The sequence below is a fragment of the Nocardia sp. NPDC004278 genome, assembly GCF_053602975.1.
This window is the reverse complement of the sequence record NZ_JBSGEQ010000012.1, coordinates 49,210-71,240: the sequence shown is the minus strand read 5'-3', so window position 1 is coordinate 71,240 and position 22,031 is coordinate 49,210. Positions and strand designations below refer to the sequence as shown.

Annotated in this window: 22 protein-coding genes and 1 pseudogene; 13 read left to right on the top strand and 10 right to left on the bottom strand. The window is 64.8% G+C overall.

Annotation, left to right across the window (positions count from 1 at the left end; genetic code table 11):
* The first annotated feature begins 90 nt into the window (after positions 1 to 90).
* Positions 91 to 762 (top strand): ester cyclase, encoded by a 672-nt coding sequence (locus ACWEO2_RS20030; protein WP_354960941.1) that lies wholly within the window; start codon positions 91 to 93, stop codon positions 760 to 762.
* Between the two features lie 22 nt (positions 763 to 784).
* Here ACWEO2_RS20030 and ACWEO2_RS20025 read toward each other — a convergent pair whose 3' ends face one another.
* Entirely contained in the window at positions 785 to 1,390 is a 606-nt protein-coding gene (locus ACWEO2_RS20025; RefSeq protein WP_452406682.1) for a TetR family transcriptional regulator, read from the bottom strand.
* A complete protein-coding gene (locus ACWEO2_RS20020; protein ID WP_452406681.1) occupies positions 1,380 to 2,924 on the bottom strand; it encodes an MFS transporter in 1,545 nt (514 codons plus the stop codon). Before ACWEO2_RS20020 ends, ACWEO2_RS20025 begins: the two co-directional genes overlap by 11 nt.
* A gap of 199 nt (positions 2,925 to 3,123) precedes the next feature.
* On the opposite strand from ACWEO2_RS20020, the gene ACWEO2_RS20015 reads away from it, so the two are divergent.
* A complete protein-coding gene (locus ACWEO2_RS20015; RefSeq protein ID WP_452406800.1) occupies positions 3,124 to 4,416 on the top strand; it encodes a serine hydrolase in 1,293 nt (430 codons plus the stop codon).
* Between the two features lie 338 nt (positions 4,417 to 4,754).
* Here ACWEO2_RS20015 and ACWEO2_RS20010 read toward each other — a convergent pair whose 3' ends face one another.
* A complete protein-coding gene (locus ACWEO2_RS20010) occupies positions 4,755 to 5,801 on the bottom strand; it encodes an SEC-C metal-binding domain-containing protein (RefSeq protein WP_452406680.1) in 1,047 nt (348 codons plus the stop codon).
* Between the two features lie 397 nt (positions 5,802 to 6,198).
* Here ACWEO2_RS20010 and ACWEO2_RS20005 point away from each other — a divergent pair.
* Positions 6,199 to 6,336 (top strand): annotated as a pseudogene (locus ACWEO2_RS20005) (IS701 family transposase); the annotation flags it as partial.
* Positions 6,337 to 6,475: 139 nt separating this feature from the next.
* Here ACWEO2_RS20005 and ACWEO2_RS20000 read toward each other — a convergent pair.
* Together ACWEO2_RS20000 and ACWEO2_RS19995 are read right to left on the bottom strand one after the other, a co-directional pair.
* Positions 6,476 to 7,150 carry a class I SAM-dependent methyltransferase gene (locus ACWEO2_RS20000; protein ID WP_452406679.1) on the bottom strand — a complete coding sequence of 225 codons (675 nt, stop codon included), beginning with the start codon at positions 7,148 to 7,150 and terminating at the stop codon, positions 6,476 to 6,478.
* 29 nt (positions 7,151 to 7,179) lie between these two features.
* Entirely contained in the window at positions 7,180 to 8,097 is a 918-nt protein-coding gene (locus ACWEO2_RS19995; RefSeq protein ID WP_452406678.1) for an SDR family NAD(P)-dependent oxidoreductase, read from the bottom strand.
* Positions 8,098 to 8,199: 102 nt separating this feature from the next.
* Here ACWEO2_RS19995 and ACWEO2_RS19990 point away from each other — a divergent pair, with 102 nt between their 5' ends.
* The 4 genes from ACWEO2_RS19990 to ACWEO2_RS19975 all read left to right on the top strand — a co-directional run bounded on the left by ACWEO2_RS19990 (position 8,200) and on the right by ACWEO2_RS19975 (position 10,983).
* Positions 8,200 to 8,865 (top strand): TetR family transcriptional regulator, encoded by a 666-nt coding sequence (locus ACWEO2_RS19990; protein ID WP_452406677.1) that lies wholly within the window; start codon positions 8,200 to 8,202, stop codon positions 8,863 to 8,865.
* 821 nt (positions 8,866 to 9,686) lie between these two features.
* Positions 9,687 to 10,565 carry a helix-turn-helix domain-containing protein gene (locus ACWEO2_RS19985; RefSeq protein ID WP_452406676.1) on the top strand — a complete coding sequence of 293 codons (879 nt, stop codon included), beginning with the start codon at positions 9,687 to 9,689 and terminating at the stop codon, positions 10,563 to 10,565.
* A complete protein-coding gene (locus ACWEO2_RS19980; protein ID WP_452406675.1) occupies positions 10,562 to 10,765 on the top strand; it encodes a DUF397 domain-containing protein in 204 nt (67 codons plus the stop codon). Before ACWEO2_RS19985 ends, ACWEO2_RS19980 begins: the two co-directional genes overlap by 4 nt.
* 17 nt (positions 10,766 to 10,782) lie before the next feature.
* Positions 10,783 to 10,983 (top strand): DUF397 domain-containing protein, encoded by a 201-nt coding sequence (locus tag ACWEO2_RS19975; protein WP_452406674.1) that lies wholly within the window; start codon positions 10,783 to 10,785, stop codon positions 10,981 to 10,983.
* A gap of 140 nt (positions 10,984 to 11,123) precedes the next feature.
* Here the strand turns inward: ACWEO2_RS19975 and ACWEO2_RS19970 are convergent, their stop codons facing one another.
* Positions 11,124 to 11,378, bottom strand: a complete 255-nt coding sequence (locus ACWEO2_RS19970; RefSeq protein ID WP_452406673.1) for a hypothetical protein — start codon at positions 11,376 to 11,378, stop codon at positions 11,124 to 11,126.
* A 348-nt stretch (positions 11,379 to 11,726) separates the two neighbouring features.
* Positions 11,727 to 12,158: a YbaB/EbfC family nucleoid-associated protein gene (locus tag ACWEO2_RS19965; RefSeq protein ID WP_452406672.1), complete on the bottom strand. Its 432-nt coding sequence runs from the start codon at positions 12,156 to 12,158 to the stop codon at positions 11,727 to 11,729.
* Positions 12,159 to 12,243: 85 nt separating this feature from the next.
* Here ACWEO2_RS19965 and ACWEO2_RS19960 point away from each other — a divergent pair, with 85 nt between their 5' ends.
* The 5 genes from ACWEO2_RS19960 (at position 12,244) to ACWEO2_RS19940 (ending at position 17,222) form a co-directional block, all read left to right on the top strand.
* Positions 12,244 to 12,561, top strand: coding sequence for a hypothetical protein (locus ACWEO2_RS19960; RefSeq protein ID WP_452406671.1), 318 nt, complete (start codon positions 12,244 to 12,246; stop codon positions 12,559 to 12,561).
* The gene (locus tag ACWEO2_RS19955; RefSeq protein WP_452406670.1) at positions 12,558 to 13,814 is read left to right on the top strand and encodes a DUF6973 domain-containing protein; all 1,257 of its coding nucleotides are present in this window, start codon (positions 12,558 to 12,560) and stop codon (positions 13,812 to 13,814) included. Before ACWEO2_RS19960 ends, ACWEO2_RS19955 begins: the two co-directional genes overlap by 4 nt.
* A 35-nt stretch (positions 13,815 to 13,849) precedes the next feature.
* Positions 13,850 to 14,359 (top strand): hypothetical protein, encoded by a 510-nt coding sequence (locus ACWEO2_RS19950; protein WP_452406669.1) that lies wholly within the window; start codon positions 13,850 to 13,852, stop codon positions 14,357 to 14,359.
* Positions 14,360 to 15,429: 1,070 nt separating this feature from the next.
* Entirely contained in the window at positions 15,430 to 16,566 is a 1,137-nt protein-coding gene (locus ACWEO2_RS19945; RefSeq protein ID WP_452406668.1) for an LLM class flavin-dependent oxidoreductase, read from the top strand.
* Positions 16,563 to 17,222 (top strand): FMN reductase, encoded by a 660-nt coding sequence (locus ACWEO2_RS19940; RefSeq protein ID WP_452406667.1) that lies wholly within the window; start codon positions 16,563 to 16,565, stop codon positions 17,220 to 17,222. The genes ACWEO2_RS19945 and ACWEO2_RS19940 overlap by 4 nt, the downstream gene beginning before the upstream one ends.
* A 335-nt stretch (positions 17,223 to 17,557) precedes the next feature.
* Here the strand turns inward: ACWEO2_RS19940 and yhjD are convergent, their stop codons facing one another.
* The 3 genes from yhjD to ACWEO2_RS19925 form a co-directional block, all read right to left on the bottom strand.
* Positions 17,558 to 18,577 (bottom strand): inner membrane protein YhjD, encoded by a 1,020-nt coding sequence (yhjD, locus tag ACWEO2_RS19935; RefSeq protein WP_452406666.1) that lies wholly within the window; start codon positions 18,575 to 18,577, stop codon positions 17,558 to 17,560.
* A 66-nt stretch (positions 18,578 to 18,643) separates the two neighbouring features.
* Positions 18,644 to 19,678, bottom strand: coding sequence for a tryptophan--tRNA ligase (gene trpS, locus ACWEO2_RS19930; protein ID WP_452406665.1), 1,035 nt, complete (start codon positions 19,676 to 19,678; stop codon positions 18,644 to 18,646).
* A gap of 210 nt (positions 19,679 to 19,888) precedes the next feature.
* Entirely contained in the window at positions 19,889 to 20,821 is a 933-nt protein-coding gene (locus ACWEO2_RS19925) for an oxygenase MpaB family protein (protein ID WP_452406664.1), read from the bottom strand.
* 223 nt (positions 20,822 to 21,044) lie between these two features.
* On the opposite strand from ACWEO2_RS19925, the gene ACWEO2_RS19920 reads away from it, so the two are divergent.
* A complete protein-coding gene (locus ACWEO2_RS19920; RefSeq protein WP_452406663.1) occupies positions 21,045 to 21,998 on the top strand; it encodes a TetR family transcriptional regulator in 954 nt (317 codons plus the stop codon).
* Positions 21,999 to 22,031 lie beyond the last annotated feature (33 nt).

Genomic DNA, 22,031 nt, shown 5'->3' with positions numbered 1-22,031 from the left:
ATCTCACGCCCCGAGACACGCCGCGACAACGGACCGCACGACTGTTAGCCTGCCTCGCGTCCGATCTCCTTTGAAGGGGCGAGAGCCGAGATGACAGTTGATACAACGGATTCCACACCCGAGACGCCGCTATGGCTGCAGGGCCGGGACGCGGTGGTTGCCGCAACACCCGCCGAGGATTGGCGGGGCAACGCACCCGACTACCACCTGACCAACGAAATCGTGCCGCGCGAGCGCACCACAAAACACGAGGCCGGCTCACTCGAGGCCATTGTCGAGGATCTGGTGCGGGTCTTCGAGATGGAGGTCTCGCACAAGAAGGATCCGGCGACCTGGGTCTCGCTGGTGGCCGAGCACTACCGCGGCCGAGTCAACGGCGGACCGTGGCAGGACGCCGAGGAGTTCGCCAGGATCGGCAGCTACAACATCCTGATCGGCGACAACCCGTACTACGAGGTCGAACAGGAGACCTTCGAGTCCTCACACAAGGTCTTCCACACCGCATTCCCGAACGGCTTCTTCTGGGAGGTGCTCGAGGTGCTGGCCGGACCGCCCGCGGTCACCTTCCGCTGGCGGCACTGGGGTCGCTACGACGGCGAGTACAAGGGCCACCAGCCGACCGGCGAGTTGATCGAGATGTTCGGCGTGACCATCGCCAGGGTCAGCGACGACCTGCGCATCCTGGAACTCGAGCACTTCTACGACAACAACAAGCTGCTCGGCCCGCTGGCGCACGGGTGCCCGGTTACCAAGTCCGCCTGACGTTCTCGCATCGCTCGGCAGGCTATTGCTTGCCGAGCGGTAACCCCGCCTCCAGAAAATCCATTGCCCGACCGAGGTTCTCGGCGTTGAGCGGGGCGAGCGGCGAAAGTCCCAGCGCTATACCCGCGATGGCACCGGCTGTCACCCGCACCTCGAAATCGTCCGGATCCCGACCCACATGCTCGGCGAGCAGGCTCGCCATCAGGTCGACACCGCGTTGCATTTCCAATCCGATGGCCGCGCGCAGCTCCGGTACGTGATACACCAGAGCCTGACGCTCCTGCTCGAATGCCATTTCGGCCGGTGACAGCTTCGAGAACACCTCCGTCACCGCGTTGCGGAAGGCGGTCAGCGGCGCGGCATCGCGCCGCTGCGCCCGTATCGCGTCGATCATCAGCGGATCGAGGTCGTCGGCGAGTACCAGCTGTTCCTTGGTCGGGAAATAGCGGAAGAAGGTGCTCGGTGATACCTCGGCCGCCGCGGCGATCTGCTCGATGGTGGTCTCGGTGTATCCCTGCTCACGGAACAGCCGGAATGCTTCTACGCGAATCGTCCGGCGGGTCCGTTCCTTCTTCCGCTCGCGCAGGCCCTGCGCGGCCGTCCCGTTCGCGGGCAGCTCAACCGACATGTGTCGATTCTGGCCCATCGACCCCAACCAGTGCCGCCGGTATCGCCTCCGCGCTGTCCGATGCGGCCGCGGCCCGCCGGGGCAGCACCCGCAGCGCCAGCGGTACCGCTACGGCGCAGATGGCCGCGCATACCCACAGCATCGCGCTCATCCCGCTGACGAAGGCCGACTGCACCTGCTCCAGCATGGCGGCGTTGCCGGTCGACTTCGCCACCGCCACACCGGCATTCACGCTGTCGCCGACCGGGTCGACATTCAACGCGCCGAGCTCGTCGCGGTACACGGTAGCCAGCACGGTGCCGAGCAGCGCCACCGCGATGGTGCCCGCGGCCTGCCGCATCGCCTGCAGCAATGCCGAGCCGACGCCCGCGCGGGCCACCTCGAGATCGTCCATCGCGACCGCCATGCCGACCGGCAGCGCCAGGCCCATGCCCGCCCCGGTCAAAGCGACCCAGAGGGCGACGAACCAGTACGAGGTTCCCGGCTCGGTCAGCGCGCCCAAGCCGAGGCCGAGCGCCAGCACGGCCAGGCCCGCGGCCACCATCAGCGCCGGTCCCAGCTTCGGCCGCAGCCGGTCCCCCAGCCGCGAACCGATCAGCAACCCACCGATCATCGGCAGCAGCCGCAACCCGCTGCCCAGCGCGTCGACGCCCAGGACCGCCTGGTAGTACTGCGGCACGGTGAAGAACAGGCCGAACATGCCGAAGGTGATGATCACCGTGAACACCGCGCCCCAGCGGAAGCCCGGGCTGCGGAACAGGCCCAGATCGACCAGCGGGGAAGTGGCGCGCCGCTGCCAGGCGATGAACACCGCGACTATCACCGCGCCGCCGAGCAGTGCTGCCCAGCCGAGGCCATTGCCCCAGCCCTTATCGCCGAGCCGGATGAATCCGTAAGTGACACCGAGCATTCCGAGAATCGAGAGTGCGGTGCCCGCCAGATCCAGCGGCCGCTGCTGCGGGTTGCGTGATTCCGGAACCAGGGCCGCGACGGCCGCCGCGCCGATCACCACCATCGGGACATTGATCAGGAATACCGAACCCCACCAGAAGTTATCGATCAGCCAGCCGCCGAGAATCGGCCCGAGCGGCAGCCCGAGCGCGGTCGAGGTGATCCAGATATTCATGGCCTTGGCACGCTCGTCCGAATCCGGGAACAGCACCGGCAGCACCGCCATCGATAGCGGCATCATGATCGCCGCCGCGACGCCGAGCACCACCCGTGCCGCGATGAGCTGACCGGCGCTGGCGGCAAAGGCGCAGGCCAGCGAGGCCGCTCCGAACAGCACCAGCGCGCCGAGCAGCAGCTTCTTGCGCCCATAGCGGTCGCCGAGTGCACCAGCGGGCACCATCACGGCCGCGAGCGCCAGCGTATAGGCGGTGCTGAACCACTGCAGCGCGCCGGAATTCGCGTTCAGATCGACCGCGAGAGTGGGCAGCGCAACCGTCAGCACGGTCATATCCAGGCCGATGGTCAGCATGGCCACGGCCAGCGCCCCCAGCGCCAGCCAGCGGCGAGTCGAGTTTGTCGTCATAGGCCCTCCTGAAAATGATAGTAACAACTTTTTGATAGTAGCTCTCATTTACTAGTGTCTGTCAATAGCCGGAACGCGCCGGGAACGGCCGCGCCAGGCCGGCATCGGCCCACCGCACCCAGTAGGCTCTGAGCCGATGACGATCCGGGACCTCCGCCTCTTCGCCAGGCCGAATCGCGGTTCCGTGGGCACTGCGCCGATGCGAATCCGGGATATCCGCCGCCTCACCGTGCTCTGCCTCGGGACCGTGCTGGCCGCTGCCGCAGTGACCTGGGGTGCTGCGACGACACCGTCACAGGCGACGCCGTCGGCCACCACGACAACGCCGTTCACCACCCCGAATACCGACAGCTGCCCGCAGAAGACGAAGCCGCCCAATCCGATCGACGAATCCGAGGTGCCCGAACCGGGCCAACCGACGCCGACACCGCTGGCCGTGCCGATTCCGCCGGTCGGGGGCTCACGCCTGGGCGAATGCGGTGTTGTCATCCCGCGCGGCGCGCCGGCTGTGCCGCCGGAGATTTCGGCGACGGCCTGGCAGGTGTCGGATCTCGATACCGGTGAGGTGCTCGCCGCCAAGGATCCGCACGGGCGCTACCGGCCGGCCAGCACGATCAAGGTGCTGCTCGCGACGGTCGCACTGCGCACCCTCGATCTGAACAAGACCGTCATCGGGACGCAGGAAGACGCGAACGCCGACGGCACCCGGGTCGGCATCGGCCCCGGCGGCCACTACACCAACCGCCAGCTCATGCAGGCGCTGATCATGGCCTCGGGCAATGACGCCGCGCACGCCATCGCCGCCCAACTCGGTGGCGACGCCGGTGCCGTGCAGAAGATGAACGAACTGGCGAAGTCGTTGTACGCCTTGGACACTCGCACCGCCAGCCCCTCCGGACTCGACGGTCCAGGTATGAGCACCTCGGCCTACGACCTGTCGGTCCTGTTCCGCGAGGCGATGACCATTCCGCTGTTCGCCGAACTCATCCACACCGAACAGGTCGACTTCCCCGGCTTCCCCAAGGACCCGAAAGACCCTGACGACAAAGACCGTCCGGGCTTCCCCATCGCCAACGACAACCACCTGCTCTACGACTACGAGGGCGCGATCGGCGGTAAGACCGGCTTCACCGACGACGCCAGGCAGACCTTCGTCGCCGCCGCCCAACGCGACGGTCGCCGGTTGGTCGTGACGCTGCTGAAAGCCGATGTGCGGCCGCTGCGCCCATGGGAGCAGGCCGCCCACCTGCTCGACTACGGCTTCGCCCTTCCCAAGAACGCCACCGTCGGAAAGCTCCCCGAAGCCAATACCACGCCTGCCAAAGCCACTGTGGGACTTGCCTCCCCACCTGCGCAGGGCACCGGCTACGAGGCGCAGCCTGCGGCCGAACCCGACAACCACGCGGGCATTCGCACGCCGTTGCTGGTCGGCGGTGTGATCCTGGTGGTCGCCCTGCTACTGGGCGCCCGCCGCGTCAAACGCCACCGATAGCGCACCGCCGACACCGCTCGAAGGTCCCGCCGCGCCACCGCCCGCCGCCATGACTTGCGGGCGCTGCGCGGCGGGGTATGTTCCTCCGCAGTCCGGGCCGCCGAGCTGGATGCTCGGCACCGAACACAGCCGAACCCGCCGGCGCGCACCCCGGCTGCGGCCAGCCGAATCCATATCCAGTTGCTGCCCAACAATATCCACCGCAGGGCTATCGGACGAAGCGTCAGCCGCCATCCCAACCCATACCCGCCGAACCACTATCCGCCACGCCGCTGAGATCGCCGCAAGTACATCCGATCCGAACACGGGCGCAACCCACCATCACGTTGCGAACCGGCTCAGTCGTTGAGCGGCCTGCCGCAGCATTTCTTGTATTTGCGGCCCGAACCGCACCAGCAAGGCTCATTGCGACCGGGTGGCCAGATGAGGACGTTGCCGGTCTCAGCCAGTTCAGCGGCGTATTCGGCCCGCGTCTGCGCCAGGGCCGGGTCCACGTCGATGGACTCGGCATAGTCGATGAGGCCCGCGACGGTCGCCACGGCGATGCGCGCCGCCGATGGCAGATCTCGCAGCGTGCGCTCCACCAGCTTCCGGTGCTCATCGTGAGTCTCGTACTGGTCGCGCAGCGTCGGCCAGCGCTTCAGTGCAGCGGCGAATTCGCTTTCCGGCCAGTACAACACCGATGTCGCGGATGGGTGTGCTGCCCTGGGACGCCCGCCGATGATCTGATCGAGCCACTGTTGTCTGTCCTCTTCCGCGGCGCGATCGATCGAATCCTCCGGCAAGCCCAGGGCGTCGCGAATGCGACCGCGGGCGATCGCAAGTTCTTGCAGGCCGAGATACGGTTCGGACGTGTCATCAGCGAGCGCGAGCTGCTGACCCAGCCCGGCCTCGAGCCAGCGCAGAGCCGCATCGAATTCGCCGCGCTCCTCGAACATTTCGGCTGCGGTCAGGTAGGCGACGTGATCGTCGGTCCCCTCTGCGAGCACGGTTTCGAGCAGAGCCAGCCCCGTCCGTTCGGCGTTATCGGTGAGTTCAGTGCCGTGATCGAGCAGGAAGGTCGCGTACCAAACGCGGGCATCGCCGACAACCGGCCCGCCGTCGGCGACCGCCGCACGATGCAGCCGCAGCGCTCGCTCCAGATCATCGGCCATGACCCAATGGTCGGCCGCTTCGGTCAGATACTGCGCCCGCTCAGCTGGGTTGTCAGCCGCCTCGAGTTCGAGCTGACGAGCGATTTGCTCTGGGGAGTCGCCGAAATCGGCCAACTCGTCGTGCAAGCGATCACGTTCCGCGAGCAGCCGCGCATGCTCGGCAATCAGCGCCGCGTGCTCCGCTCGCTCGGCATCCGCCCGTCCCACCACGGTGACTCCTCTCGTACTCATCGCCGCTACCTCGCTCTCGGTGAGGCCGACACGATATATCAGCAGGTGGACCAGATCCAGCGGCAAGGAATCTCGCGGTGGAGCGGGCATACCTCGATTCGGCGATACGCCGTCGAGGACGCACTGCCAGAAACACTCGTCGGTGGCAATTGGTCGCGCAGAATATGTGACCAGAGTGCGGCCCGATAACCGGTTCGATCGGCTGGATGTGAGATGCGAGTGCGCAGAATCCGTCCGTCCGGGAGGCCGAATTCGTATGTCACATGATGTGTTCCGTTGCAGCCACGTGCACCTCGCACCCGTTCCCAGCCCTCGACCTTGCAGAACTGCTCATATCGCTCCCTGGTCGGCTGCGGCCACTTCACCGGCTGCCTCCGAGTAGCCAGTCCCGAAGTTGGGGTTGGAGCGCAAGAACGGGTGGACGCAGGCCGAACGTGCTGGTGACGGCCGTCCTGATGGGATGCAGCGACTGCTGCGCAAGGCGGACTGGGACGTCGACGGGGTCCGTGACGACGTGCGTGCGTATGTGGTCGATACCGGATCGCAGCTGCCCGCCATCGCCTGACCCGCTCGGGCACCGGCCCCAAACGGAGACCCGGAGCTCACGGTGTCGGCTCAGTCCGTGTTGTCGGCCGGGCGCTTGGCGAAGCTCCCAGCCGCGACGTTGCTGCCGCTCATATCCCTACTCGAGCCGGATAGCGCTCGCCGAGTCCGCGCGTTGGCACCGCGGCGGCAGCATCGTGTGTGGCCGGCAGGTGACGTCGTGGTCGGCGGCAGACGTAGATGAACGCCGGAGGCAGGTTTGCCCACACAGTGCGGCGCGGCAGTACCTCCTCGAAGTGGTCGGTGAGGGAGTGCCGCAAGCGGCGTGCGGGCGGCATCCACTGCGTCGAGGTGTAGGCGAAGGTGGTGAACGCCCCGTCCGGGGCGAGGCCGTCGACGATCGCGTTGAGCAGGCTGTCTTGGTGGCCGGGAGCGAACGCGGCCCACGGGAGACCGCTGACGATCACGTCCGCCTGGCGGTGGCCGTTCGCGGTCATGATCGTCTTCAGGTTTCGCGCGTCGCCGGCGGCCACTGTGACTTGCGGGAATTCCGCTGCCAGACGGTTTGCGAAGCGGTCGTTGATCTCGATGGCGAGGTGGTTGCCGCGCCCCGACAAACGTTGCTGGATCGCGGCAGTGAAGGAACCGGTGCCGGGGCCGAGCTCGAGGACCATCGGTGCACCGGCGAGCGGTATCGGCGAGGTGACGGCCGCCGCCAGAGCTGCACTGCTGGGCGCGATCGCGGCGACGGTGCGTGGGGCGCGCAGGAATTCGCGTAGGAATCCGGGGCGGGGACGATCGGTCATCGGATTTCTCCTGGGATGTGTTGCTCGAGCTATGGGGTCACCGCTTCACGGCATGGGAACGTCACCCCGGTGAGCTCCTCGGAGACGGTCCACAGGCGCTGCTGGACGGCCTGGTCGTGGGAGTCTGGGCTGGAGGTGACCAGCTTCGGGTAACCGCGGATCTCGCCCCGGTTGCCAGGGCCGTAGTACTGGCCGCCGGCGACCGCCGGGTCGGTGGCGGCGCGCAGGGTGGGCAGGGCGCCCATCTCGGGCGTCTGCGCGAGCAGCGGCGCGATCCAGGTGATCGGCAGGCGGAACGCGGCGGGTGAGTTGCGGATGAGTTCGGTGTTGGACACGCCGGGATGGGCGGCGACCGCGACGGTAGTGCCGTGCGGTGCGAGCCGGCGCTGCAGTTCGTAGGTGAACATCAGGTTGGCGAGTTTGGACTGGCCGTAGGCGGCGGCGCGGCTGTATGAGCGCTCCCATTGCAGGTCGTCGAAGTGGATGGCGGCCCGGATGCGGTGGCCGGTGCTGCTGACCGTCACGACGCGGGAGCCGGGGACGGGCAGCAGCCGGTCCAGCAGCAGGCCGGTGAGGGCGAAGTGGCCGAGGTGGTTGGTGCCGAACTGCAGCTCGAAGCCGTCGGCGGTGGTCTGTCGCGGGGTGTACATCACACCCGCGTTGTTGATCAGAAGGTCGATGCGTGGGTGGGCGGCGCGCAGGTCGGCCGCCGCGGATCGGATCGAGTCCAGGGAGGTCAGGTCGAGGGACTGGACGGTGACGTCGCCGGTGATGCGGGTGGCGGCCAGCTTGCCCTTCTCGACGTCGCGGACGGCCAGGACCACCGCCGCCCCCCGTGCGGCGAGCATCCGGGCGGTCTCGAAGCCCAGCCCGGTGTTGGCGCCGGTCACGATCGCGACCCGGCCGTGCTGGTCGGGGATGTGTTGCTCGGTCCAGTTGTCACTCATGGCATTTACTCCTAACGAACCATCGGTCTTTTACAAGCCCAACCGTAAGAGACCGGCGGTCTCCTGTCAAGGGACCGGCGGTCTTTAAGTTAGGATGGCGGCGTGACATTTCAGCGGGCGCGCAGTGAGGAGCAGAGGGAGATCCGCCGCCGGGTGATCCTGGATACGGCGGCGGAGATGCTCGACGAGATGCCCGTGGCCGAGGTGAGCCTCAACGAACTCAGCCGCCGGGTGGGCCTGGCCAAGTCGAACGTCCTGCGGTATTTCGAGTCGCGCGAGGCGGTGCTGCTCGAACTGCTGGACCATTTTCTGGAGAGCTGGCTCGCCGAGCTGGCCGATGAGCTGGCCGCGGGCATCGAGGCGCAGGCGGCGCCGGAAGCGCGGGCGGGCCAGCTGGCCGAGATCCTCAGTCGATCGCTAGCGGGCCGGGTGGTCCTGTGCGACCTCTTCGGAGCGCAGGGCGGCGTCCTCGAGCACAACGTCTCGGTCGAGGTGGTCAAGCGGCACAAGCGTTCCTCCCTCGCGCGGCTCGCGGACATGACCGAACTCGTGCGCCGCCACGTGCCGGAGCTCGGCGACCGCACGCAGCTGTTCTGCCTGATGAGCCTGGTCTCGGCGGGTGCCCTGTCGGCGTACATCCCGCCGCCGCCGAGCCTCCTTGCCGCCTACGAGGATGAGCCCGCCCTCGGCGTGCTCCACTTGGATATGCGTGAGGCTCTGCGGGACTCCTTCACCTCGACGCTCCTGGGCGTGCTGCCGCGCGCCTGAACCTTTCTGTTTGCTGTGCGCGAAAACGGCCCACGCACGTAGCCCTGCACCCGTTCGCCCGCTCTGCGGCAGGAATCGCCGAGCGGTGCGAACCGGTCTCGGTAATGCCACCTGTAGGTCCGTGAATTCCGTCGACGGCACAACTCGATTCGCAATGTCTGACGGGAAACCTCTTGGCAGGATCTGACTGGCCGCAAGATCAACGCCGTGGACGCCGAGGGCGCTCACGACCGCGCGGTAGTGCCGAGCTGAGGATGCCGTTCGGTTGCCAAAACCGTAATGCCCGCTGGCGCTTCGCGGTTCAGCATGTTCGTGCCTGTAGGCAAGGTCATCGAGAAAGTGGCCGAGTTGTGCCGGTGCCTGGACGTGGCCCAGGTGTCCTTGGTTGGGCAGTTCGTATCTCACTGAGCCTGGAGCTCCACTTTTCGCTTCCATTGTCCTTGCGGCACAGGCATTTCGCTTCGGGACACCTCTTGGGGCATCAAGTTGAAATCGCTTCCATGGAAGCAGGTTCTGCAGATCTTTCCGCGCGACTTCCGCTTCTCCGGCACACTCACGTCCAAGGCTCGGCAGGTGGGAATGCGGTGCCGCCGCTGATGGCTCAACGCATCGGTGAAGGACTCGCGGCGGGTGTCTGATCCAAGTTACCCACATTTCGGGCATCCGGCTCTCTGGCAATCGAAAGCCCCAGCGAATATGCCACTGGATGCAATCTGTCCTGGGGTTATGTCCTGATTGCATGGAAATCCGCATTGTGGTCGCCGGACGGGATCGCAGCGTGATCTCCTGATGCGAACAGTGAATCCTGATGGGAGGCAGGCATGTCGGAGGACGGATCTACCCTCGCACGGCGACAGTTGGGGAAGTATCTGCGCGATGGAAGGGAGGGGCGCGGGCTCACGCTCCAGGAGGCGGCCAAGCTGATCCAGCGCAGTGCCAGCACCCTCCAGCGCATGGAGAAGGGCGGTGTGGCCCAAATGCGTGATGTGGACATCGATGCGCTGTGCCAGATCTACGAGTTCGATGCCGATCACGCCGCGGCAATGAAAGGGCTTGCGGCACAGGGAAACGAGCTGAGCTGGTGGTGTGAGTACGGCGATCTGTTACCGGCGAACTTCAACTTCTATGTTGGGCTGGAGTCATCGGCGCAGCGTCTGACGACCTATGAGCCCGAACTCGTGCCAGGGCTGTTGCAGACCCCGGCGTACGCGAGCGTACTTATCCGATCGGTGTACCCCGACGACGACGCCGAGGAGCATGCGCGCAGGGTGAGGTTGCGAATGCGAAGGCAAACCAGAATCACCCGCAAGTACCTTCCGGCATCGCTCGAAGTGATCCTTCGAGAGTCGGTACTGCGGGGAATGGTTGGCGGGCCGCACATCATGTCGCCCCAGATGAGGCATCTCGCCGACATGAGCACCCGCCCCAACGTGAACTTGCAGATCCTTCCGTATAGCGCGGGCTTTCCGCTCGGCACCGCGATTGGCCCGTTCGTCATCGTCGAGTTCGGCGCGAACAAACACGGACAGATGCTCGAGCCGCCAGTGGTCTATACGGAGAATTTCACCGGGGATTTGTATCTTGCGAAATCAAGCTCTGTCGAGCGATACCATCATGCCTGCCAGAGTCTCCGGCGAAGGTCGATGGACCCGGTGGCCAGCCGAGTTCTGCTCAGGGAGATGGCAAAGGAGTATGCGTGAACATTGATCTAGCTGGTGCCGTGTGGTTCAAGAGCAGCCGCAGCGGCGGTGACAAGAACTGTGTCGAGGTCGCCTTCCTCCCGAACACCCTTGTCGGCGTTCGCGATTCGAAGAACCCGTCCAGCCCCGCACTGGTGTTCACCCCGGCCGAGTGGTCGGCCTTCACCACCGCGATGACTCGCGGAGAGTTCGACCACTGATCTCGGAGAGGCACCCCATGGCGAATCTCTCGGACGCGACGTGGTTCAAGAGCAGCCCCAGCGGTGCCCCACTCGAACTGGGTCGAAGTCGCTTTCGCCCGAACAGCCATGTCGGCGTTCGCGATTCGAAGAACCCATCCGGCCCCGCACTGATGTTCACCCCAGCCCAATGGTCGACCTTCACCGCCGCGACCACTCGCGGAGAGTTCGACCGCTGACGGCCTGCCGGTCTCGTGGCAAGCGGGTCGTCTGCGCTGAGGCTCTGTCCTGCTTACTGTTCGACGGACATGGCACAGCTTCACGTTGAAGCGGAATCCGACCACGTGGCTCAGCCGAATAACCCCACCAACCTGGGCTCCTATGGTGCCGGTTCCAACCTGTCGTGCCCTGGCCGAGGCACCAGCACCGATTCGGCGGTCAGTGCCCCGCGGTCGCGTACTTCGAGGGGCTTCCGATCGCCGCTCCAAGAGACGACCTGGACCGGCTTGCCTTTGTCGACGAACACGTAGTAGCCCTGCTCCGGTCCTTCCCGGTAACCCATTGTGGGGAGATGCTTCCAACACTGACCTGGCGTGTTCGCGTTCTTGTTGAGGTCGGCCACTTCGGTGGACACACGCACCTCCACCAACCGCTCCCAGCCATCAGTCCAACCAGCCGCACGGGTTATCTCGATCAGCGTGGCTCCATCCGTACCTTTCGCCACCTCACGCAGCGCGGCGTCGAAACGTTGTTCGATCCAATCGGCTCAGCTCGGGGAGAGCCGAAATCGAATGTGCCAGTGCAAGTTCGGTCGTTTGCGCGATCAGTGCAGGAAGTGCAGGCGTTCAGCGCCGACACGGCCCGCGCCGCCAGCCCAGTGCACCTTTACAGTCACGTCACCGATCTCGTCCGCACACGTCTGCCCGAACTCTGCCGATCCGAATCATCCTGCGCCGCAGGCATTCAGAGGTGGCCAGAGCTCCTACCAGTACGACTGGTTGCGCCGCTGGTTCTGTTCGATCAATTCTTCTTCGGTGAGCTCGTCGTCGGACGGTTCGTGCCTCGCCGTAGGCTCGGATGGGATCGGGTACGGGCGTTCCGCGGCCAGCCCGAGGGCCTCGACCGCCGCTGCCATGCGCGGGTCGGCGCTGAGTTCGGCGAGACGCTCACGCGCGTTCCCGCGAGCCCGGTCCAGGGCCTCGTGCACGAGCTCGGTGATCAGATTGCCCAGTGTGGCACCGAAAGGTGTGACGCTCTCGTCGATTCGAACTGCTTGGAGCGTTCCGTCCGCAAGCACGTCGACCGCAACCCCGTAGCGCGATGCGGTGGACCGGTCGGTCATCAGGGCGCGTTGCACGGCATCCATCTGATTGGTGATCGGGTCGATATCGCCGTTGTTCGGGTACAACTGCACTGCACGCTCCCCATCGTGGCTGGTACGACAGTGCTATCGTAGCAACACATTTCGTGGGACAAGATTCGTGGTGAGGGGGTCGCGAGTGTCCGATCTGTATGTGGATCAGGCAGCGCTCGAGGGCATGGTTGCCGTGTTGAACGCTGCGCATGACGCACTTGCTGCCGTGAAGGCGACGAGTTCCATGTGGGCTATCGAGGATGCGCTGCCCGGGTCCGGCCTCGGGCACGCCTTCATGAAGGCCGGTGCACGGGCCGAGCTCAGCGTCCGCGGTGTCAACGTCCAGCTGAAGGAGATCAACGACTCGGCGGGTATCTGCATCGCGGAGTACAACAGGCAGCAACAAGAGCAGGCGCAACGAATCGCCGAGTTGTCCGAATCGCTGGAGTCCGGTCCGCGATGAGCTGGGTACCGCCGACGAAGACTCAAATCCGCAGCTGGACCTTCGATGCGTTGACCTCCCAAGCTGGGGAATGGGGCCAAGGCGCACAGAAGATCACCGAGCAGCGCGCCGTCGTCTCCCAGCAGCTCGCGGATTCCCCGGGTTTCTGGCGCGGAGGCGCTGGAGACTCGATGCGATGGAAGGGTGACGAAGCTAAATCGTCATTGTCGAAGGTGGTTTCGGCCTTCGACAACGCTCAGCAATCCACGTCACAGATCATCGCCTCGCTCAGTTTCGCCAAATCCGCTGCGGTCAACGCGATTCAGGATGCCGAGGACGCGCGGTTCACCGTCGCTGAGAACGGCACGGTCAGCTTCTCCGAAGACGTCCTCGCATGGATTGCGCAGGAAAACGACATCCGCAGTCCGATGATCGCCAGGATGGTGGTGACGCGTGTCGCCAACCAGTACGAGGACAAGATCAAGAAGTGCCTCCGGGAGGCCGGCGATGCCGCGGGGGCTGCCCGGGAAGCGATCGAGAAGGTGTTCGCTGATGTTCCGGTGCCGCTGGGTAGTGACCTCGAAACCATCTTGACCTCATACCAAGTCGATGACGGCGACAAGCGCTACGTGATGTGGCCTGACGCCGACAAGATTGCGCAGTGGAAGAAGTGGTCCCTGGGAACGATCGACATCGAGCCCAAGCAGGTCACCGCTGCGGAGGCGGAAATGCTGAACAACTTGAGCCTTTGGGACCAGTGGCAATTCAAACAGATTTCGGAGAAAGCGCAGGAGGAAGCCGAAAAGGTATTTCCTCCGGTACAGATGCTGGATTCCGCAGGCAACCCTGTGTTCGATAAGGACGGCAAGCCTGTTATGAATAACCAGGACAACCACACCGACGCGTTCCGCCATGCCTACTGGAATGCCCTGTTGACCCGTGAATTCGGCGAGGATTGGACCAAGGAATACACTTCGAAGCACGAGATGCGAGACGACAACCGCTCGGTGCGCGAGGCGATGGACCTGTACAACAACGAGGTCGGGCGCAAGATTGCCGTCGACAATCCGACAAAAAACGGGTACAGCCCCTTTGGGAGCGACTTGAGCGATGTCGTCAAAGAAGCTGTCTTGCGAGGCGACACAGTACTGATCGACAAGAATATGAATCTGAACTGGACCAACCAGGTGAAGATCGGCGAGGCCGTGAACTCGGCAGCCTTCGACGACCAGCCGGACAGCCGCTTGCCGGGCGCCCCTGTGGCAGAGAAATGACTGTCACCCAAACGATCTAGCTCAGTTAGGAATTCATGCGGAGTAATCTGACCCCCGGTATGCGTTTGCTCTCTGTGCTCGGGCTGGCGGCAATCCTGCTCCTGCCCGCCGGGTGCGATCTGTCGTCGTCCGGCGAAAAAGTCATCGTCGAACAAGAGAGTCCAGCTCTGGCGGCAGCATTCGAACGTGTTCGGAACTCTCGCGGCACAGCTCGACTCGGGGACCTCATTACCGAATCCGGGATTCCGGTGGGTTCGTGGGACCGGATGTACAGCTTTTCGTCCGCCACAAAGGAAAGCCTCAACGATGGTCTCGGGACGAAAGGATTGGACTGGTGGGGTCTCCCTTTTACGTCCGACTCTCTCATACAAGTATTCGTCAATAATGGCAAAGTCGTGTACGCATACAGTGACCGCAACCCACGGTACGCGGCTTATAGGGGCGCAACACCAGAGTCCGAGGTGAAAGCCGTGGAGCGAACGGCAGTGGGAACAACGGAAAGCGACACCTATTGGAGCATCCAAATCGAAGAGTTCCCAAAATAGGGTAGACGCAATGCAGGCGACCCTACGAAAGAGCTACTCCCGTTTCAGTTCAGGTGTGGCAGTTCCAAGTGCCCGACTCTATTGCCCAAGGTAGCGAGTCAACCTGATGCAGAATTCAGCAGCTTGCTGCAACTGTTCATCGGTTAACCTCAGGCGGCCGCTGGGAGTCTGTGCGCGCTCTTCATATATTTGGATTACCCCTTCCCGCTCGCTGCTGTGGGTAGCGATTTCGACAAGACCCTGGGGCCGATTATCGAAGAGCCAGATTGGTTCCGACGTGCCGCTGATCCGCTTCATCATAGGGCTAGGGGTCCAAGGTGTACTTGGATTAGGAACACGTGTGATCGAAGCACGTCCGACCATTTCTGAATTCGAATCTACGAAACAGTCTCCAGCCCCGTAGATTGTTGATCCAAGATCCCGGTCGGCCCGGATCCTTATGTCTTGCACCTTTAGATCGTTCACAAAAATACTTGACAATGCATTGCACAGATCTCTCAGCGTGGATGCTGCTGGCGCGGTTGGAACAGGCTGGGCGACAGTAGGGGCGGGGGCGGCGTAGGTTCTGCGCACGCCGCAGAAATCGCTAGAACAACAGCACCAAGAGCCGCTCGTGTGAGTTTCTTCATTACTAACTTGCTTTGTGCTTCCAGTCCGAACCGGACACCTCACGGCGGTGTTTGCCGCCACGCGCGGACGGCGTTTTCGTCCGGTGAACCTGCATCGAATCCCCCATTCGCTTCAGTTGGTTAGTCAGGCAGCAGCCGCGACCACCCTCGCCGTCTCCTGCGGGTTTGTCAACCCGGGGGGCCGGAGAGGGGCTCGCGAAAGTTGTTGCGACAGAGTGACTTAGCCTCGATTTTGCGTGCCGCCGACAATCAGCAGCTCGAGCCGCCGAGCACCCGCAAGTTCACGGCGGCAAACCCGTTCGGACTGGGTCGGGCAAGAGTTGTCGTTCCGGACGCACCATCCGACCCCGATCGGCGTCCGCGGGACTCGTCGGAATAACCGGCAAGGCACCACGGTTAACTTGGTTGCCATATCCACCAAATGCAAGCCGAGGAGAGGCCGTGCAGTTCGGAATCTTCACCATCGGTGACGTCACCACCGACCCGACCACCGGTCGGACGCCCAGCGAGGCCGAGCGGATCAAGTCGATAATCGCGATCGGCGAAAAGGCCGAAGAGGTCGGCTTGGATGTGTTCGCCACCGGTGAGCACCACAATCCGCCGTTCGTGCCGTCGTCGCCGACCACCATGCTCGGCTACCTGGCCGCCCGCACCGAGCGGTTGATCCTGTCGACCGCAACGACGCTGATCACCACCAACGACCCGGTCAAGATCGCCGAAGACTTCGCCATGCTGCAGCATCTGGCCGACGGGCGGGTCGATCTGATGCTCGGCCGCGGCAACACCGGACCGGTGTACCCGTGGTTCGGCAAAGACATCCGCGACGGTATTCCGCTGGCGATCGAGAACTACCATCTGCTGCGACGGCTGTGGCGCGAACCGCGAGTCGATTGGGAGGGCAAGTTCCGCACCCCGCTGCGCGGCTACACCTCCACGCCCGCGCCACTGGACGGGACCCCGCCGTTCGTCTGGCACGGTTCGATCCGCTCCCCGGAGATCGCCGAGCAGGCGGCCTATTACGGCGACGGGTTCTTCCACAACAACATCTTCTGGAACAAGGAGCACACCGAGCAGATGGTGCGTCTGTACCGGCAGCGCTTCGAGCACTACGGGCACGGCGCCGCCGACCAGGCCTTCGTCGGGTTGGGCGGGCAGGTTTTCATGGCCGAGACGGAAGCGGCGGCGAAGAAGTTCTTCCGCCCCTACTTCGACAACGCCCCGGTGTACGGTCACGGGCCCTCGCTGGAGGACTTCAGTGAGCTGACTCCCCTGACCGTGGGAACACCCGAGCAGGTTATCGAGCGCACGCTCGGTTTCGCCGATTACGTCGGCGACTATCAGCGCCAGCTGTTCCTGATCGACCATGCCGGGCTGCCGCTGGAGGTGGTGCTGGACCAGATCGAGATCCTTGGCCGCGAGGTTGTTCCGGTGCTGCGCACGGAATTCGAGTTGCGCCGCCCACAGCATGTGCCCAGCGATCCGCCCACCCACAGCAGCCTCGTCGCGGCGGGCCCCGATGCCCCATACCATCTGGTGGAGCCTGCTCGGGAGCGCATCGAATCGGAGTTGAGCCGATGAGCCGCAGAATCGTGGTGCTCAGTGCTGGAGTATCGCAACCATCGTCGACTCGGATGCTCGCCGATCAGCTCGCCGCCGCCGTCTCCGCGGCGGTCGGCGGGCGCGGCGAGAGCATCGAGCTCGAGGTGATCGAAATTCGAGAATTGGCCACCGATCTCGCCACCACAGTCATCACCGGCGGGCTGCCGACACCCGCCGTCGCCGCGGCCCGGGAGAAGGTCTCCGCCGCGGACGGCCTGATCGCCGTGACTCCGGTATTTGCCGCCAGCTACAGCGGTCTGTTCAAGATGTTCATCGATATCCTCGACACCGATGCCCTCAACGGCATGCCGATACTGATCGCAGCCACCGCCGGGACCGAACGGCACGCGCTGATACTCGATCACGCGATGCGTCCGCTGTTCACCTACCTGCGAGCGGTTGTCGTGCCGACCGGAGTGTTCGCTGCGACAGCAGATTTCGGATCGACCGGGCTGACCGAACGCATCCACCGTGCCGCGGCCGAACTCGCGACGCTGATCGTTGCCGAACCGCCTGCGGTAGCGGGCCTTCTACCGGACATACCGCCGCGCCACCGTACTTCCGGCAACTCCCTCGCCGCCGTGACACCGTTCAGCAAGCTGCTGGCTGGCCACTCCGGCGACGGCCGCACCTGATTCTCATCGTCAGGACGCACGGCGGGTGCGGCCGCGCCTCGACGCTGTCGAGCACACACGGCAGCTCGAGGTCGTCGGCCGGCCATCGCACGAGCAAAGGTTCGGGGCGGTCGGCGGCGTCCGCACCGCACGAAAACACCAGCCCCCAGCCGCGTCCAGCTAGCTTCCGCCGTATCAAGCCCTGGGCCTGGGGAGTTCCGTCGAACGCAGTCAAAGGGTGGTCGCACACGCCCCAATCGACTGCTCTATCACTACGCTCGGCGAGCACCTGGACTGGATGGCGCAGCAGCAACCTATCTGGACGGGGGCAATAGGTTTGTGCACCGGTAGCCCGATCAGCGGCGGCGAAGTCCCGAAAATAGTAGCGCCGCAAGAGCACCCGCGCCGAAGTAGGCCGCGCCGATGCCCATCGAGATGTCGGCGGCGCTCACGCGGGGCTTGATCACGGCGGCTGCGGGAGGGGAAATTTCGGCTTCGGGCTCGTTCTCCGATGCCGTTGCGGCCCAGGCGGTTGCGAACAGGAGGATTCGGTAGGTGATGTAGGTGAACACCATCAGGCCGATGATCGAGCCGAATGTTGCACCGGCGGGGCTGGTCAGGACCGTCTGCAGGTAGAACGACGCGACGTATTTGAAGATCTCGAAAACCACCGCGGCCAGTGCCGCCGCCCGTGCGGCGCTGCGGAGAGTGACCGGCTCCCTGGGCAGACGCGCGATCATCCAGGCGAGTACCGCCCAGGAGGCGAGGAAGCCGAGCAGCATCGAGATGAGCACCAGCATCAGCCGTGCCCCCGGTAGGTCCTCCAGGTGGATCGTGATCAGCACGCGCGCACCGAGGGTGCTCGACGCCAGCGCGGACAGGCTGATCGAGACGACGAAGGCCAGCCCGAGACCGATGAGCGCACCGAGGTCGGAGATCTTGTTGAACAACCAATTGTGTTCGGGGCTCTTCTGCTCCCACTGTTCGGTCAGTGCCGCCCGCAGATTCGCCATCCAGCCGAGCCCGGTGTAGACACCGACCAGCAGACCCAGTAGGCCCACGGTGCCGCGCGAGCGCACCGCCTTTTCGATCAGATCGTTGATCTGCGTGCCGAGCGATCCCGGAATATTCTCCACGATCTTGTTCTGCAGATCGGTGAACGTGTCCGGATGACCGGACAGCACGAATCCGGCGACCGCGAAGGCGACCATCAACAGCGGAAACAGCGATAGCACCGTGAAATACGTGATCCCAGCCGCGTAATAGTCTCCGCGTTGCCGCTGATACCGCTCGCCTGCCCGAACCAGATGATCGAGCCACGGCCGCGACTGGATCCGTTGTTCTACCGACGCCTTGACATTGTCGATCACCTGCACCTGTCACGCCCCTTCAACAGAGACCACGGTGTTGATCCGCAAGCGGTCGATACCGGTATTCCCCAGCTAGCGAGCCAAAAACCCGACCCGGTCGTAAACCTGCGCCAGCGTGTTGCCAGCGATCTCGCGCGCCCGCTCGGCACCGGCGGTGAGAATGCGGTCGAGTTCACCCTGATCCGACAGGTACTCTTCCACCTTCGCCTGTAGCGGCGTGACGAATTCCACCAGCGCGTCGGCGACGTCGGACTTCAGATCGCCGTAACCCTTACCCGCATAATCGCGTTCGAGCGTGACGATCGGGGTGCCGCTGAGCGAACCGAGGATCACCAGCAGATTGCTGACGCCCGGCTTGGCTTCCGGGTCATAGCGGATCTCGCGCTCGGTATCGGTGACCGCGGAGCGAATCTTCTTCGCAGTGATCTTCGGATCGTCGAGCAGGTTGATCAGACCGGCGTCGGTGGAGGCCGACTTACTCATCTTCGACGTCGGATCCTGCAGGTCGTAGATCTTCGCGGTGCCCTTGACGATATGCGCCTCCGGCACCACGAACGTCTTCTTGAACCGAGTGTTGAAGCGCTGGGCCAGATTTCGGGTCAGCTCCAGATGCTGGCGCTGATCCTCGCCGACCGGCACCTGATGCGCACGGTAGAGCAGGATGTCCGCGGCCATCAGCACCGGATAGGTGAACAGTCCGACGCTGGCGTTCTCCGCGCCCTGTTTGACCGACTTGTCCTTGAACTGGGTCATCCGGCTGGCCTCGCCGAATCCGGTGATGCAGCTGAGCACCCAGGTCAGCTCGGCATGCTCGGGAACCTGGCTCTGCACGAAGAGCGTGGAGCGCTTGGGGTCGATGCCGAGCGCGAGCAGCTGCGCGGCCGCCGCCTTGGTACGGGCGCGCAGTTCCTTCGGATCCTGCGCCACGGTAATCGCGTGCATATCCGGGATGAAGTAGAGCGCATCGTAGTCGTCCTGCATGGTCACCCAGTACTGCAGCGCCCCAAGGTAGTTGCCGAGATGGAAGGACGCGCTGGTGGGTTGGATCCCGGACAGCACCCGCTGTTTGCGTTCGGCGGCCGGGGTCGTCTGAGCAGGACTGGACATATCCCGATCTTCGCATGCTGTATCTGATCGGCGGCGTTCGCGTCCCTCCGCGGCTACGCTCCGCTACCACCTCCGAGCCCATCGCCCACACCGCGTATCTGATCGGCGGCGTTCGCGGGTCTCTCCGCGGCTACGCTCCGCTACCACCTCCGAGCCCGTCGCTCACACCGCAGGTCCGATCGGCGGCGTTCGCGGTCGGCTCCCGCCCGGTCATGCGGAATTTCGCGACGCCCAGTTGCGCGGGTCGACACCCGGCATGCTCGGACGGCCGGTGCTGAGAAGTTCGTGTTCACGCTTGGACAGCAATCGGTAGACGGGCGCGCTCGGACCGGCCAGCGTGCCGCGCAATACCGGCGGCAGCAGCGGCGGGGCGATATGCGCGGTGCGCACACCCTGGGCCAGTGCGCGGAAGGCGAGCTGTTCGGGAAGTCCCCACCGCATCCCGTACATATCGCGGATCCGTGGCGGCAGGCTGCCCTGCACCAGCAGGTAGAACGCGTCGACCACCCGGCGCAGCGGCCTGCGCTGCGGATAGGGCACGCGCTGACCGGCCAGATATGAGCCGACCAGCCGGGCCTCGTCGGTGAGGAACAGCTCGTCCGAGGCCAGGTAGTCGTCGAAGGATGTGCGGAACAGCCGGTAGCTGCCGGGTGCGGCCTCGCGCGGCATGCCGAACAGTTCGGCCCAGCGGACGTAGTCCTGGTACAGGCCCTCGCGTTCGCCATCGGTCAGCGGGCGGACCAGCAGATCGTGCATCGCCTCGGCGGAGTCGAAGGTGAAGGCCATGGTCATGTACATCAGGTGCGGGTCGAGCGCGGAGTAGCCGGTGCCCGCCGGATGATGCGCACCCGCATCCTCGGGCAGCGCGCCGACGACCTTCGCATGCTTCTTGGAGGTGAAGGCCAGCGCCCGGTCGGCTTCGTCCTTGGTGCCGAGGAAGACGGCCTCGAAGAGCTTGCCGGTCAATGCGAGTCGCGTGTAGGGGGTCGTCCGATGTTCGGTGCTCTCCGCTGTTCCGACATAGAGCAGCGGATGCACGGCGCCGACGACCAGGGCGCGCTGACCGTAGGTGAGACCCACCGCGCGCTTGCCCATGACCCGTCGGGCCATCGAATTGTCGGCGAAGTAGCCGGCTTCGGACATCGCTGCCTCCTCATTGAGCGCGTGTCGTCGGGGCGCAATGGGCATTGCGATCCAGACGGCCATCACCCCGGCGCACGCCGGGTTACACAGCATCTGGCAATAGAATCTCCCAGAATTTACGATCTGGCAATAGCTTCTGCCAGATTGTGCTCGGATCGGATCCGGCTACCGCGTCGAACCGCGATCCGGTCAGCCACGACCGCACCCGTGCCAGAATCGCCGTATGGCAGCATCGCGCAGCGATTCGGTGGGACGTAGTGGTCGGGCGACCGGTGCGCCAGGCCACAGCGAATCCGCGAGCGATCGGCCGACAGGTAGCTCCGCAGCGCGCAGCGAATCTGCGGGGGATGGTGGCCGGGCGACTAGTAGGTCAGGATCGCGCAGCGACTCCGCGGGAGGCAGCGGTCGGGCAACGGCCAGGTCAGGATCGCGCAGCGACTCCGCGGGAGGCAGCGGTCGGGCAACGGCCAGGTCAGGATCGCGCACGGACAGTTCGGCGGCACGTAGCGACTCGGCGAAGGATGGCGGTAAGGCGGCGGGCGGCCCAGCGAAGCGGACCTACGGTGGCGTCTCCGCCGACGAACGCCGGGCCCAGCGGCGCGCGGCGCTGCTGGATGCCGCGCTGGAGATCATCGGCACCCAGGGCATCGCCAAGCTCACCGTTTCCGGACTGTGCGCGCAGGCCGGACTCAACGAGCGGTACTACTACGAAAGCTTCGACAGTCGCGACGCGGTGCTGGCCGCGCTGATCGACAGAATCGCCGAGGAGATGGCCGCGACGATCGTCGGCGCTTTGCAGGCCGCCCCGGCGGACACCCGGTCCAAAGCACATGCGGCGATCTCAGCGGGCATTCATCTGCTCACCGACGATCCGCGCAAGGCGCATGTCGCGCTGATCGCTGGCATGGCGACCCCGGAGTTGCGCGCGCGCACGAACCAGACTGTGCGGGTATTCGCCCGACTCGTCGCGGCCGAGGGCATCGACTTCTACGGCATCACCGATCCGGAGCCGGATCCCACCATCGACTTTCGTGCCACCTACCTCGTCGGCGGATTGGTCCAAACCCTGACCGCCTGGCTACAGAACGACCTCCCCCTGACCCGCGACGAACTGATCGAGCACACCACCGATGTGTTCGTCCTCCTCGGCGAGGATCTGGCCCGCCGCCTCCTCTGAGTGAGCGCCGAATCGAATGGCCAGCTCGCCGAG